At 74.8% G+C, this 13,600-nt stretch carries 12 protein-coding genes; 9 read left to right on the plus strand and 3 right to left on the minus strand.

Annotation, left to right across the window (positions count from 1 at the left end; translation table 11 throughout):
* Positions 1-144 precede the first annotated feature (144 nt).
* Positions 145-993 (minus strand): (2Fe-2S)-binding protein, encoded by an 849-nt coding sequence (locus tag ACZ4WZ_RS26975; RefSeq protein WP_467894207.1) that lies wholly within the window; start codon positions 991-993, stop codon positions 145-147.
* Positions 994-1,240: 247 nt separating this feature from the next.
* Between ACZ4WZ_RS26975 and ACZ4WZ_RS26980 the strand changes: the two genes are divergently transcribed.
* Genes ACZ4WZ_RS26980 through ACZ4WZ_RS27000 form a run of 5 tightly spaced genes read left to right on the plus strand, consistent with a single transcriptional unit; the run spans position 1,241 to position 8,487 of the window.
* Positions 1,241-2,437: an ATP-grasp domain-containing protein gene (locus ACZ4WZ_RS26980; RefSeq protein WP_467894208.1), complete on the plus strand. Its 1,197-nt coding sequence runs from the start codon at positions 1,241-1,243 to the stop codon at positions 2,435-2,437.
* Entirely contained in the window at positions 2,434-4,203 is a 1,770-nt protein-coding gene (locus tag ACZ4WZ_RS26985; RefSeq protein WP_467894210.1) for an IucA/IucC family protein, read from the plus strand. The genes ACZ4WZ_RS26980 and ACZ4WZ_RS26985 overlap by 4 nt, the downstream gene beginning before the upstream one ends.
* Positions 4,200-5,477 carry an MFS transporter gene (locus ACZ4WZ_RS26990; protein WP_467894212.1) on the plus strand — a complete coding sequence of 426 codons (1,278 nt, stop codon included), beginning with the start codon at positions 4,200-4,202 and terminating at the stop codon, positions 5,475-5,477. The genes ACZ4WZ_RS26985 and ACZ4WZ_RS26990 overlap by 4 nt, the downstream gene beginning before the upstream one ends.
* Entirely contained in the window at positions 5,477-7,282 is a 1,806-nt protein-coding gene (locus ACZ4WZ_RS26995; RefSeq protein ID WP_467894214.1) for an IucA/IucC family protein, read from the plus strand. The genes ACZ4WZ_RS26990 and ACZ4WZ_RS26995 overlap by 1 nt, the downstream gene beginning before the upstream one ends.
* The gene (locus ACZ4WZ_RS27000) at positions 7,279-8,487 is read left to right on the plus strand and encodes a type III PLP-dependent enzyme (protein WP_467894216.1); all 1,209 of its coding nucleotides are present in this window, start codon (positions 7,279-7,281) and stop codon (positions 8,485-8,487) included. The genes ACZ4WZ_RS26995 and ACZ4WZ_RS27000 overlap by 4 nt, the downstream gene beginning before the upstream one ends.
* A 12-nt stretch (positions 8,488-8,499) precedes the next feature.
* Here ACZ4WZ_RS27000 and ACZ4WZ_RS27005 read toward each other — a convergent pair whose 3' ends face one another.
* Both ACZ4WZ_RS27005 and ACZ4WZ_RS27010 read right to left on the minus strand, forming a co-directional pair.
* Positions 8,500-9,042 (minus strand): DUF6328 family protein, encoded by a 543-nt coding sequence (locus ACZ4WZ_RS27005; RefSeq protein WP_467894218.1) that lies wholly within the window; start codon positions 9,040-9,042, stop codon positions 8,500-8,502.
* Positions 9,043-9,171: 129 nt separating this feature from the next.
* A complete protein-coding gene (locus ACZ4WZ_RS27010; protein WP_467894220.1) occupies positions 9,172-9,375 on the minus strand; it encodes a CsbD family protein in 204 nt (67 codons plus the stop codon).
* Between the two features lie 154 nt (positions 9,376-9,529).
* Here ACZ4WZ_RS27010 and ACZ4WZ_RS27015 point away from each other — a divergent pair, with 154 nt between their 5' ends.
* From ACZ4WZ_RS27015 to ACZ4WZ_RS27030, 4 genes are all read left to right on the plus strand, one after another.
* Complete coding sequence (locus tag ACZ4WZ_RS27015; RefSeq protein ID WP_467894221.1) at positions 9,530-10,021, plus strand: (2Fe-2S)-binding protein; 492 nt, start codon at positions 9,530-9,532, stop codon at positions 10,019-10,021.
* The gene (locus ACZ4WZ_RS27020) at positions 10,018-11,010 is read left to right on the plus strand and encodes an FAD binding domain-containing protein (RefSeq protein WP_467894222.1); all 993 of its coding nucleotides are present in this window, start codon (positions 10,018-10,020) and stop codon (positions 11,008-11,010) included. The genes ACZ4WZ_RS27015 and ACZ4WZ_RS27020 overlap by 4 nt, the downstream gene beginning before the upstream one ends.
* Before the next feature lie 58 nt (positions 11,011-11,068).
* Positions 11,069-13,189 (plus strand): xanthine dehydrogenase family protein molybdopterin-binding subunit, encoded by a 2,121-nt coding sequence (locus ACZ4WZ_RS27025; RefSeq protein ID WP_467894224.1) that lies wholly within the window; start codon positions 11,069-11,071, stop codon positions 13,187-13,189.
* A 70-nt stretch (positions 13,190-13,259) separates the two neighbouring features.
* Entirely contained in the window at positions 13,260-13,484 is a 225-nt protein-coding gene (locus tag ACZ4WZ_RS27030) for a DUF6213 family protein (protein WP_467894226.1), read from the plus strand.
* The last annotated feature ends 116 nt before the right edge of the window (positions 13,485-13,600 follow it).

The raw sequence follows: 13,600 nt of genomic DNA on the forward strand, positions 1-13,600 counted from the left end.
TTCCTACGGCCTTGGGCCACCGTCCGCACCTTGCGGATCTCGAACTCCATCGCACCCCTTGAGCTGGGGTGTTGCGACGACTCCTAGAACCCAAGACTCCAGTACGCGGCCGGGGCCTTTCGGGGTCCGGGGCGGGCCCGTCGTTCAGTCCGTCTCCTCGATGCGGCGGATCCGCTCGTCGTCGCAGGTCCGGGGGCAGGTGGCGCACGCCCGGGCCGACTCCAGCGTGTAGTACATGCAGCAGCCGAGCCGGGTGCGCGTCGGGTGCAGCCGCCCGTCGCGCGTCTCGAGCCGCCTGAAGTCCGCACCGCCGGGGAAGGGGGCGATGGCGGTGGGGAGCAGTTCGGTCGCCTCCCGCACCGCCCGGTCCTCCTGGCCGAGGACGCGGCCGAGGTACCAGATCCCGGAGACGAGGTCGTCCACGGCCATCCCCCACAGGGCGCGGTCGCGGCGCCGCACCCGCGGCCCGAAGGCCGCCAGCAAGGGTCGTACGTGATCGGCGACGGCGGCGCGCAGCTCGGCGCGCAGCGCCTCCTCCCCGGCCACGGGCCGCGCACCGGGAAGGTGCGCCGCCGGGTCGCCGGGCAGGCAGGCGAACGCCGTCCCCGGCACGATCTCGAAGGTGCCGGCCGACAGGTCGATCCGCACCTCGCGCGGGCGGACGCGCGGTACACGACGTTCCAGGTACCAGGCGCCGCTCATCAGCAGGCTGACGGACCAGAGGTAGTCGTGCAGGGCGCGCGAGGCGGCGACGTCCGGGCGCGGCTCGTGCCCGTGGCCGGACCGGATGCGTGCGGCCTCGGCGCCGACGAAGGCCTCCAGGGCCTCCTGGCCCTCCGCCAGCTCGTCGCCGCCGACGAGTCCTTCGGGCCGTGCCGCCGCGGTGGCCACCCGGACGTCGAGCGCCGGGCAGAGGTCCGCGAGGCGCCCGTAGGTCCGCGCGAGCACGGCGGCGGCCACGTTGCCGGGCGCGGTGCGCGGGAGTGCGGTCATCGGTTCTCGATCATGTGCGGCACGAAGCTCCGGTGCTAGCTGATAGGTAAGCCTTACCTTAACCCAATGGTTTACGATCGTGGGTGCCGTGTCAGGTCCCGTGTCGCAGGGGAAAGTTGAGGCTAAGGGTTGGCTAACCTAAGCTGACCCTCGCCGGCGTCAGTGAAGGACGTCGGTGCCACGGCGTGCCGGAAAACAGCCACCACGTGCACCGCCACTGCTCAGCACTCGGAAGGGGCTCCAGCCCATGCGGTTGTACCTGCTCGCACTCAACCCGACCGACTCGGTCACCGAGGGGTTCCTCCCCGCCGCGGCCCGGCTCGGCCTCGAGGTCACGATCCTCACCGACCAGCCCGAGGGCCACCGCCGCTCGGCGCCGGACGCCGAGGTCCTGGAGTGCGACGTCCGCGACTTCCGCGCGGTCGTCACCCGCATATCCACCCACCGCACGCCCGCCGCGGTCTTCACCAACAGCGACCACCTCCAGACCCAGGCGGCCCTGGCCGCCGACTACTTCGGCCTCCCCGCCAAGGACTGGCGGGCGACGCTGCGCGTCAAGGACAAGGCCGAGATGCGCCGCCACCTGGCCGCCGCCGGGCTCGACGCGGTCTGGTCCACGGAACTGGCCGCCGGCCAGGACCCGGCCGTGCTCACCGCCCTCGACGTGCCCTACCCGTGCGTGGTCAAGCCCCGCGAGGGCGTCGCCAGCGAGGACGTGGTGCTGGCCGACGGCCCCGAGGAACTGGTCCAGCGCTGCAAGGAGATCCAGACCCGCCGGCCGGAGGCGGCCCTGGTGGTCGAGGAGTACCTGGCCGGCGAACTGTGCAGCCTGGAGACCCTCGGCGACGGCCGGGTGCGCCACGTACTGGGCGGCTTCCGCACGCGGCTCTCGCCGCCCCCGTACTTCATCGAGCAGCGCTGCACCTTCGTCAGCGCCCACCCCGAAGCCGTCGTCGAGCAGATCCTCGCCCAGCTCGACGCCCTCGGCGTCGGCTTCGGCATCTGCCACACCGAATTCGTGGTGAAGGACGGCCGGGCCCGCATCATCGAGGTCAACTACCGGGCCATCGGCGACCAGGCCGACCTGATGCTCGCCCAGCTGCTGGACATCCCGCTCTTCGAGCACGTCCTGCGCACCCACCTCGGAGAGCCCCTCCCCTCGGACCTCGGCATGCGCACGGACGGCGTCGCCCTGGTCGACAACCCCTGCGCCCAGAGCGCCGGCACGCTCACCGCCGCGCCCGAGGCCGCCGACCTCGTCGTGGACGGCATCGAACTCACCTACCGGCCGCTGCGCGCGGTGGGGGAGCGGCACGAGCTGTACAACACCAACCGCGACTTCATCGGCGCCCTCCGCGCGCTGGGCCGGAACACGGACCAGGAGACCCTCGACCGCGTCGTCGCCGACTTCCTCGCGGCCCAGCGCTGGGAGATCACCCCGTGAACACCGCCACCCGCTCCGGCACCACCGAGGCGGAGCTGCTGCTCCGCGTCCTCGGGGCACTCCTGCGCGAGGACGTCGTAGGCCTGCGCACCCGTACCACCGCCGTCGACCGCGCGGACGGCCGCTGGCTGCGGCTGCCCGCCGGTGACGGCGACGCCCTGCTCCTTCCGGTCACCGAGGACGGCTACCAGAGCGTGTACGCCGCCCGGCTGCCGCTGCTCGCCCGGGAGTCGGACGGCCGCGAGTTCACCACCCACGACGAGGTCCTCGATGCCCTCGGCGCGCTCGCCGACCCCGTCGACCGCGGCGGTTTCGACGCGTTCGCCGAGGAGTGCCGCCAGACCCTCGCCACCATGCGGCTGCACGCCGACACCGCGGAGGAGGCCGCCGACCGCCTCACCGCCGAACACGGCGCCGACCCCGCGGACTGGACCGGCCTCACGGGCGGACTCGCCCACGACGCCCTCGCCGCACGCCTCGACCACCCGGTGTACCCCACCGCCCGGGGCCGCTCAGGCCTGGACGAGGACCAACTGCGGGCCTACGCGCCCGAGTTCCACCCGCGCTTCGCGCTGCGCTGGATCGCCGTGCCGCAGCGCGACCTCACGGTCGCCGGCGGCCCCGCCGCGCTGCCCGACGTCTGGCCCACGCCGGCCGCGCTCGGCCTGCCCGAGCTCGACCACAGCCACCTCGCCCTCCCCGTCCACCCGCTCACCCTCGGCGCGCCGCTGCGCGAGGCGCTGGACGCGGCGGGCCTGGCCGACCGTGCCGTCCTCGCCGAGCGCCCGTACCTCGAAGTCGTCCCCACGCTGTCCATGCGCACGGTCGGCGTCACCGCCGACCCCACCCTGCACATCAAGGTCCCGATGGCCACCGCCACCCTGGGACTGCGCAACCGCCGGATCATCCGGCCCGGCTTCCTCGCCGACGGGGTCGCGGGACAGCGGCTGGTCGAGACCGTCGTCGCGCGCGAACCGCGCTTCCAGGGCGTCATCCTGCACGCCGACGAGACCGTCTACGCCCACGCCGGCCACGAACTCCTCGCCGCCCTCTGCCGCCGCTACCCGGCCGGCCTCGAGGACGCCGTCGTCACTCCGCTCGCCGCGCTCCTCGCCGAAGCCCCCGGCGGCCGGCTGCTGATCGACCACCTCGCCGACCGGTTCTACGGCGGGGACCCGATCGCCCTGCTCGACGCCTACCTGCGGCTGCTCATCGACTGGCAGACGACCCTGTTCGGCTACGGCATAGCGTTGGAATCCCACCAGCAGAACGTCTCCCTCGTCCTCGACCACGGTCCGGCCGGCGAAACCCGCGTCCGGCTCCTGTTCAAGGACGACGACGGCCCGCGCGTCCACCCCGCCCGCGTACGCGCCACGCTCGGCGCCGACGCCCCCCTCGGCTTCGACGACCCCCGCGCCTTCTGCGACGACGACCGCCCGCTCACCGACCTGCTCACCACCATCACCCTGCACCTGTGCGCCGGTTCGTACGCCTTCGGGCTGGCACGGCACGGCCGCGCAGAGGCCCGGGTGCTGCTGGACCTCGTACGGGACCGGCTCGCCGAGGCAGCCGAAGGCCTCGGTACCGGACCGGGCGAGCCCGGAGCCGTGCTCCGCGCCCACGTCCTGGACGCCCCGCACCTGCCGGTCAAGGCGATGGTCAGCGCCGGCACCCTGCTCAGCAAGGAGCGCTCGGGCGCCGCCGACATCAACAAGCACTACACGACCGGCCCCAACTACCTGCTCCCGTCCGGGGGTGCGCGATGAGCGCCGCAGCGCCGACGGACCAGCTCGAAGCAGCCCCGGCCACCGGGCCGGAACCCCGTCCCGTCCTCGGCCGCAGACAGGTGCACGCGGTGGCCGGCTGCTACTTCGTGGCCTCCTTCGCCGCGCTCGGCCTGCCGCCCTTCCTCACCGAGATCCTCCCGGAACTCGGCGACCGCGACGCCAGCTGGGCCGGCGTGCTCTACATCGTCCCCACCATCTTCGCCGCCGTCGGCGCCCCCCTGTGGGGGCGGCTCGCCGACCGGTTCGGCCGCAAGCGGCTGCTGCTGAGGGCCCAGCTGGGCCTCGCGGCCTCCTTCCTGCTGGCCGGCTGGGCCGACTCGATCGCCACCTTCACCGTCGCCCTGGTGCTCCAGGGGATACTCGGCGGCACCTTCGCCGCCTCCAACGGCTACCTCGGGGCCTCGCTGGAGGGCCCGCAGCTGTCCAAGGCGCTCACCCTGATGCAGGGTGCCGCGCGCGCCGCGCTGGTCTTCGCCCCGATCGTGGTCGGCAGCCTCTCACCCTGGATGTCACCGCACCGCCAGTACGCGCTGCTCGCCGTCCTCCCGCTCACGGCCGCGGTGCTGATCGCCGCACTGCCGGAATCCCGCGGCGTGAGCGCGAGGCCCCGTCCGCCCGCGCCCGCGGAAGCGGCCGGCGGGACCGCGGCCGAGGAGACGGGCCGGGAGCGCGTGACCTCCCTGCGCGGGCTCTACGCCCTGGAGTTCGCCTTCGTCTTCTCCACGGTCATCTCCTTCCCCTACCTGATCTCCCTCATCGAAGAGCGAATACCCGGCACCTCGCCGCTGGTCTCCGGCGTCCTCTTCGCCCTGCCCCACCTGTGCTACCTGGCCGCCGCCATGTGGGTGCACTCCGGCTTCCACCGGCGCCCCCGCCTCGGTGTGGCGCTCGGCTTCGCCTGCATAGCCCTCGGGCTGGCCGGGCACGGCCTGGCCCACTCGCTCACCGGCCTCGTCGCCGTCCGCCTGCTGCTGGGCGCGGGCCTCACCCTCGGCCTCGTCTGCCTCTCCGTCATGGCCTCGGACTGCGCCAAGGGCCGGGCCCCCGGCGGGCTGTTCGGCTCGATCGAGTTCTTCTCGAAGGCCGGAGCCGTCGTCGCGGGCCTCGCCGCCGCCGTCGGAAACGGCCTGTACGGGCCCTCCGCGCCCGTGCTGACCGGCACCGCCGTGGCCCTGGTCACCGTCGGCGCGACCGCCCTCCCGGCCCTGAACGTCCGTTCCCTCCGCTCTCTCCGCACCCGCTGGAGCCGTTGATGTCCCTGACCGATGCAATCGGTGCCCACCCCGTCGCCGCGCGTGCCTCCGTCTCCCCGGCCGGGCTGCCCACCGCCGACGAGGCGGTCGCCCACACCCTCCTGAACTGCCTGCTGCGCGAGCTGTCCGGACCGGAACACCAGACCGCCGTCGCCGACGGCCACCTGATGCTGTGGCTGCCCCGCCGCGGGGTGCTGCTGCGCGCCGCCCTGCGCCGCACCTCGCTGATCGGCGCCCACCGGTTCACCGGACCGGTACGGGAGCGGCAGGAGGACGGCTGGGCCCAGGTCGGCTGGCGCCGCCTCGCCGAGTACGTCCACGACGAACTCGCACTGCGGACCGACGTGCGCAACGAGGAGTTCCTGGAGCAGATCGCCTCCAGCCACGAGGCCGTGTCCGCCGCGCTCGCCGTACGCGCCAGCCGCCCCGCCAGCGCCACCACGGTCGGCGGGGGAGACGGACTCGCCGCCTACCTGGAGTCCGAGCAGTCCCTCGTGCTCGGCCACCGCTTCCACCCCACCCCCAAGGCCCGCAGCGGCGACACCGCCTCCTGGCTCTCGTACGCGCCCGAGACCGGCGCCTCCTTCCGGCTGCGCCACCTCGCCGTGCGCGAGCACCTCGTCATCGAGGAGACCGCCGAGGACGGCGCGACGCGACCGCTCGACCGGCTCCGCGCCGAGGTCCCCGAGGGCTACCGGCTGCTGCCCGCGCACCCGTGGCAGTACGAGATGCTCAGCGGCCACCCCGGGCTGCGCGACGCCCTCGACCGCGGCGACATCCTGGACCTCGGCGACGGCGGCGAGCCCTTCGCCGCCACCGCCTCGGTCCGCACGCTGTACGACGGGGACACCTTCCTCAAGTTCAGCCTCAACGTCCGCATCACCAACTGCCTGCGCAAGAACGCCAGCTACGAACTCTCCGGCGCCGTCGCCCTCACCCGCCTGCTGGCCCCGGTCCTCGCGGAGCTGGAGACCCGCTTCCCCGGCACCGCCATGCTCCGCGAGCCCGCCTACCGCAGCCTCGCCCTGCCGGGTCCCGACGGCACCCCCGACCGGGCCCTCCTCGAAGGCTTCGGCGTGATCGTCCGCGAGGGCCTGCTCAGCCGGCTCATGCCCGGCACCACCCCGCTGCTGGCCGCGGCCGTCGCCGACGAGTACCCCACCGGCCCCGGGCACATCTCCCGCCTCGTCGACACCACCGACCCGCAGGCGGCCCTCGACTGGTGGGCCGCGTACGTCAAGCTGCTCGTACCGCCCGTCCTGTCCGCGTACTTCGACCACGGACTGGTGCTGGAGCCGCACCTGCAGAACGTGGTCGTCTGCGTAGACGACGAGGGCATGCCCGCCCAGGTGCTCTTCCGCGACCTGGAGGGCACCAAGCTCGTCCCCGAGCACCACGCCGACCTCCTCGCCGCGCTGCCGGCCGACGTCGCGGGCCCCATGACGTACGACGCCCAGCGCGGCTGGGACCGGGTCGTGTACTGCCTCCTGGTCAACCACGTCGCCGAGATGCTCGCGGCCCTCGCCGACCTGCACCCGCAGACCGAGGCCGCCCTGTGGGCGCAGGTCCGCACCACCGTCCAGGAGCACGCCGACCGGTACGGCTGCCCGCCGCGCCTGGCCGCCCTGCTCGCCGGCGTGCCGCTGCCCGCCAAGGCGAACCTGCTCACCCGCTGGGAGCGCAAGGCCGACCGCGAGGCCGGCTACGTCCGACTGGCCTCCCCGCTCACCGAGGACGTGCTGTCCCAGGTCCTGCGGAACCACACCGAAGACGACCACGCCGACGCCACCCGGAGCATCCGTTGACCGCCCCCACCCCCGCCGTGCGCGAGCGCGCCCTCGACCTCCCGGCGTCGGAACTGCCCGCCTACCTCTACGACCTGACGGCACTGCGCGCGCACGCCGCCGCCGTCCGGGCCGCACTGCCCGAGCGCGTCGAGCTGTACTACGCGGCCAAGGCCAACCCGGAGGCGGAGATCCTCGCCGCCCTCGAACCGTACGTCGACGGGTACGAGGTCTCCTCCGGCGGCGAACTCGCCCACGTCAGCAAGGCCGTCCCCGGGCGCCCGCTGGCCTTCGGCGGTCCCGGCAAGACCCCTGCCGAGATCGTCACCGCCCTCGAACTGGGCGTCGAACGCTTCCACGTGGAGAGCCTGTACGAACTGCGCGTGCTGGCCGACCTCGTCGCGCGCACCGCCCCCGGCAGCACCGCGCCGGGAGTGCTGCTGCGCTTCAACCTGCCCCTGGCCGCCGCCTCCCTCGAAGGCAGCTCCCTGGCCATGGGCGGCCGCCCCACCCCCTTCGGCCTGGACCCCGCCGAGGCCGACACGGCGGTGCGCCTGCTCACCGACGGGACCTACCCCCAGCTGCGCCTGCTGGGCGTCCACGCCCACCTGGCCAGCGGCCTCGACGCCCCCGAGCAGCTCGCCGTCGCCGAATCCGTCCTCACCTGGGCCGCCGGCCTCGCCGCCCGCCACGGCGTCGAGTTCACCGAGGTCAACGTCGGCGGCGGCATGAGCGTCGACTACGCGGACCCGGAATCCCGCTTCGACTGGGCGGCCTACGGGGCGGGCCTCGCCCGGCTCGCGGACGCGCACCCCGGCCTGACCCTGCGCATCGAGCCCGGCCGCGCCCTGACCGCGTACTGCGGCTGGTACGCCACCGACGTACTGGACGTGAAGCACAGCCACGGCGAGGAGTTCGCCGTGGTCCGCGGCGGCACCCACCACCTGCGCACCCCCGCCACCAAGGGGCACGACCAGCCCTGCACCGTCTTCCCCGTGGCCGAGTGGCCCCACCCCTGGCCCCGGCCCGCCGCCGGCGCCGAGCGGGTCACGCTCACCGGCCAGCTGTGCACCCCCAAGGACCTCCTCGCCCGCGGTGTCCCGGCGCCGGGCCTGCGCGCCGGGGACCGGGTGGCCTTCGGCCTCGCGGGCGCCTACGCCTGGAACATCTCCCACCACGACTTCCTGATGCACCCCCGGCCCGGCTTCCACTTCCTGGAGGGCTGAGCCGGCCCGTCGTCAGAGTCCCGCCCGGCCCGCCCCGGAGCGCACGGGGGCGCGGCCGTCGTCGGCGGCCCCGGCCGCCGCGGCGGTGCCCGGGCGGGTCCGGCGCCGGCGCAGCAGGGCGGCCGGGAACAGCCAGCAGGCGCCGCACCACAGTGCCAGGGCGGCGTCGAGGAGCAGCGCGGTGCCCGGAGCGGTGACCTGGCGCAGCAGCACCAGGATGCCCAGGGACGTCATCGCCAGCAGCAGGGCCAAGCCCGCCGCGACGAGCCGTGACGCCCAGACGACGGTCTCCGGCTTGAGCCGCAGCCCCGTCACCAGGCGGTGCAGGGCCACCGGCCCGGTCAGCGCCGCCATGGCGCCGACCCCGCACAGCACGCAGACCAGGTACAGCTGCCGGTCCGTCCCGCCCAGGTGCCCGAAGGCGGGCGTGAACGCCACCGCGAGGAGGAAGGCCAGCAGCAGCTGCACGGCGGTCAGCACCACCCGCACCTCGTGCATCAGCTCCAGCCAGAGCCGGTCGGCGCGCTCGTCGCAGGTCTCCCGGCGCTGCCCCACGTTCGACGCCCGGGCGATCACGGGACACCGCCGAGGGCGGGGGCCGCCGTATCCGTGTGCATCCGCCACCTCCTGAGATCCGCGTGCCCCCTGCCGGAACGGCAGGGGGCACGCCGTACGGGACGCGGGTCAGGTGTCGCGGCGACGGCCGCGCAGGGAGTCGCCGACTCCGCGTGCGCGCTGGTCGGCCTTGCCGAGGGTCTCCTCGGCCTTGCCCTTGGCCTGGTCGATCTTGCCCTCGGTCTTCATCCGGTCGTTTCCGGACACCTTGCCGACGGCTTCCTTCGCCTTGCCCTTGGCCTGCTCCATCTTGCCCTTGGCCTTCTCCGCCATGGTGAACTCCTTTCGAGGCCCCACACGGCGCCTGCCCAGCTTCCGCCGTCCGAATCCGATCGGGTGGAACCGGGCGGCGAGGCGGGGCGCGGGGCCGCCGCCCGGTTAGACCTCACCGGGCGGGGGGACCGTGCGCAGAGGAAGGCGTTTCGTCATGGACGGCCACGGGGCCACGCACGCGCAGGTCACGCTCGACGTCAACGGCGAACGGCACGTCCTCGACCTGGACCACCGCACCACCCTGCTCGACGCGCTGCGCGAGCGGCTGGACCTCACCGGGGCGAAGAAGGGCTGCGACCACGGCCAGTGCGGGGCGTGCACCGTCCTCGTCGACGGGCGGCGCCTCAACAGCTGCCTGCTCCTCGCCGTCGCCCAGGAAGACGCGCGGATCACCACCGTCGAGGGCCTCGCGGGCGACGACGGACGGCCGCACCCCCTCCAGGAGGCCTTCGTGGCCCGGGACGCCTTCCAGTGCGGCTACTGCACGCCCGGCCAGCTCTGCTCGGCCGTCGGCATGCTCGCCGAGGCGGCCGCGGAGGACGCCGAACTGACCCGCGAAGCCATCGCCGAGCGGCTGAGCGGCAATCTGTGCCGGTGCGGCGCATACCCCCGGATCGTCGACGCCGTGCGGGACGTGATCGCGTGAAGCCCTTCCGTTACGTCCGCCCCGCCAGCCTCGCCGAGGCCGCGGAAGCCCACGGGGCCCGGCCCGGGTCCGCGTACCTCGCGGGCGGCACCAACCTCGTCGACCTGATGAAGCTCGGCGTCGAACGGCCCGACACCCTCGTCGACGTCGCCCGCCTGCTGCCCGACGGGATCGAGACCACCACCGGCGGCGCGGTACGCGTGGGCGCCGGGGTCCGCGGCGCCGACCTCGCCGCGCACCCGCTGGCCGGGGCCCGTTGCCCGGTCCTCTCCCAGGCCCTGCTGTCCGGGGCCTCGGCACAGCTGCGCAACGCCGCGACGACCGGGGGCAACCTGCTCCAGCGCACCCGCTGCGGCTACTTCCAGGACGTGTCCAAGCCCTGCAACAAGCGGGAGCCCGGCAGCGGCTGCGCGGCCCTCGACGGCGTCAACCGTGAACACGCCGTGCTCGGACACTCCCCGCTGTGCGTGGCCACACACCCCTCCGACCTCGCGGTGGCGCTGAGCGCGCTGGACGCCGAGGTGGAGGTCACCGGTGCCGACGGCGTCCGCACCGTGCCGCTCGACGGCTTCCTGAGGCTGCCGGGGGAGCAGCCGGAACGGGACACCACGCTGCGGCACGGAGAGCTCGTCACCGCGGTCCTGCTGCCGCCCGGGGCCTTCGGCGTGCCGTCCGCCTACCGCAAGGCCAGGGACCGTGCCTCGTACGCCTTCGCGCTCGCCTCGGTCGCGGCGGTCCTGGAGGTCCGGGACGGCCGGGTGGCACGGATCGCGCTCGCCTTCGGAGGACTCGCGCACCGGCCCTGGCGGGCCCGGGTCGCGCAGCGGCGCCTGCTGGGCGAGCGCCCGACGCCGGACGCCGTCCGCGCGGCCGTCGAGGCCGAGCTGGAGGCGGCCCGCCCGCTGCGCGACAACGCCTTCAAGGTGCTCCTCGCCCGCAACCTCGCCTGCGAGGTGCTGGGCCGGCTCGCCGCACCCGGGCAGGACTGACCCCGGCGGGCACCCGCCCCCGCCCGCCAGGGCGGAGAAGGAAAGAGGGAGACAGACCATGGAAGGCATCCCCGCGCTCGGTTCGCCCGCGACCCGGAGGGAGGGCGCGCAGAAGGTCACCGGCGCCGCCCGCTACGCCGCCGACCACACCCCGCCCGGCTGCCTGTACGCCTGGCCGGTGCCCGCCACCGTCGCCGCCGGCCGGGTGGTCCGCGTGGACACGGCCGCGGCCGCGGCGCTGCCCGGCGTGGCGGCCGTGCTCACCGCCTCCGACGCGCCCCGGCTGGGACCGGCCGAGGACCCGGAGCTGAGGCTCCTCCAGGACGACCGGGTACCGCACCACGGCTGGTACGTGGCACTGGCCGTCGCCGACACCCTGGAACGGGCCCGGGAGGCCGCCGGGGCCGTGTCCGTCACGTACGACACCGAGGGCCGCGCTCCCGACGTCCTGCTGTACGAGGAGCACCCCGACGCCTACGCGCCCGAGACGGCCAACGGCGGCTATCCCGGGCGCCGGGAACGGGGCGACGCCGCCGCCGCGTACGCCGCCGCTCCGGTGCGCGTCGACTGCCGGTACGCGGTGCCCCCGCTGCACAACCACCCGATGGAGCCGCACGCCGCCACCGCCGTCTGGGAGGCGGACGAGGGCCGGCTGACGGTCTACGACTCCAGCCAGGGCGCCTGCACCGTGCGCGCCGACCTGTCCTCCCTCTTCGGGCTGCCCGAGGACCGGATCACCGTGTACTCGGAGCACGTCGGCGGCGGCTTCGGATGCAAGGGCACGACCCGCCCCCACGTGGTGCTCGCCGTCATGGCGGCCCGGCACACCGGGACGCCCGTCAAGCTCGCGCTGCCCCGCGGCGGCCTGCACGAGGTGGTGGGGCACCGCGCCCCCACCCTGCACCGGGTACGCCTGGGCGCCCGGCCCGACGGCACCCTCACGGCCCTGGCGCACGAGGTCACAACCCACACCTCGCGCATCCGCGAGTTCGTGGAGCAGGCGGCCGTCCCCGCCCGGGTCATGTACGCGGCCCCGGACCTGCTCACCGCGCACCGCGTCGTCCCGCTCGACGTGCCCACCCCCTCGTGGATGCGGGCCCCGGGAGAGACCCCCGGCATGTACGCGCTGGAGTCGGCGATGGACGAACTGGCCGACGCCGTGGGAGTGGACCCCGTCGAGCTGCGCGTGCGCAACGAGCCGTCCGCCGAGCCGGACGGCGGACGCCCGTACAGCAGCCGCAACCTGGTCGCCTGCCTGCGCGAGGGCGCGCGGCGCTTCGGCTGGCCGCAGACCCGCGGGCCGCGGGCCCGGGGCGCCCTGCTGACCGGTGCGGGCGTGGCCGCGTCCACGTACCCGGCCATGGCCGCCCCCTCCCAGGCGCTGGCGCACGCCCTGCCGGACGGCACCTACCGGGTGGAGGTGGCCGCCACCGACATCGGCACCGGGGCGCGGACCGTCCTGGCCCTGGTGGCCGCCGACGCGCTCGGCGTGCCCCCCGACCGGGTGCGGTGCGAGGTCGGGCACACCGGGCTGCCCCCGGCATCCCTGGCGGGCGGCTCGTCCGGCACCGCGTCCTGGGGATGGGCGGTGCACGAGGCGTGCCGTGCGCTCGCGCTGAAACTCGTGCGGCGCGACGGGAAGGTGCCCGAGGGCGGACTGTGCGCCTCCGCCGACACCACGGCAGCCGCCAAACAGCGCTCGCCGTACGCCCGGCACGCCTTCGGCGCCCAGTTCGCCGAGGTGTCCGTCGACACCGTGTCCGGCGAGGTGCGGGTGCTGCGCATGCTGGGCGTCTTCGCGGCCGGCCGCGTCCTCAACCCGCTGACGGCCCGCTCCCAGTTCGTCGGGGGCATGGTGATGGGCCTGGGGATGGCACTCACCGAGCACGCCCCGCTGGACCCCGCGTACGGCGACTTCACCGCGACGGACCTGGCCTCCTACCACGTCCCGGTGCACGCGGACGTGCCCGACATCGAGGCGTACTGGGTCGAGGAGCACGACAAGCACCTCAACCCGATGGGGAGCAAGGGGATCGGCGAGATCGGCACGGTGGGCGCGGCCGCGGCCATCGGCAACGCCTTCGCCCGGGCGACCGGCCGCCGGATCCGCGAACTGCCCCTCACCCCCGACCGGGTCCTCACCGCCCTGGCGGCGGGCGAGGGCCCGGACGGCACCTGAGCTCCGGGCGACGGTTGCCCTCCCGGAGCGCGGGTAGCCGCCGTTAAGGAGCCGTCCGGGAGGAAGTCCCATGATCCAGGTCTCGATACCGCTGTTCCCCGCCGAAGACGGTGGTCTGCTGATCCCCGCCGACCACGTCACCGCCCTGCTGCGCCACCTCGCCGCGGACTGGCTGCACGCCACCGAGACGGGCGAGCTGCCGGCCGACGAAGAGACGGTGTCCGAACTGGCCGACGTACTGACCGAGCTCGCCGATCAGATCGACGTCGAGTGCATCGGCTGCGCCTCGCAGTGACCGCCTGCCGCAAGGCACCCCGTACGGGAGCGGGGGGGGGGGGGGGGGGGGGGGGGGGGGGGGGGGGGGGGGGGGGGGGGGGGGGGGGGGGGGGGGGGCTGCGGGGGGGGAGCAGG

Source organism: Streptomyces sp. NPDC029122 (genome assembly GCF_055569445.1).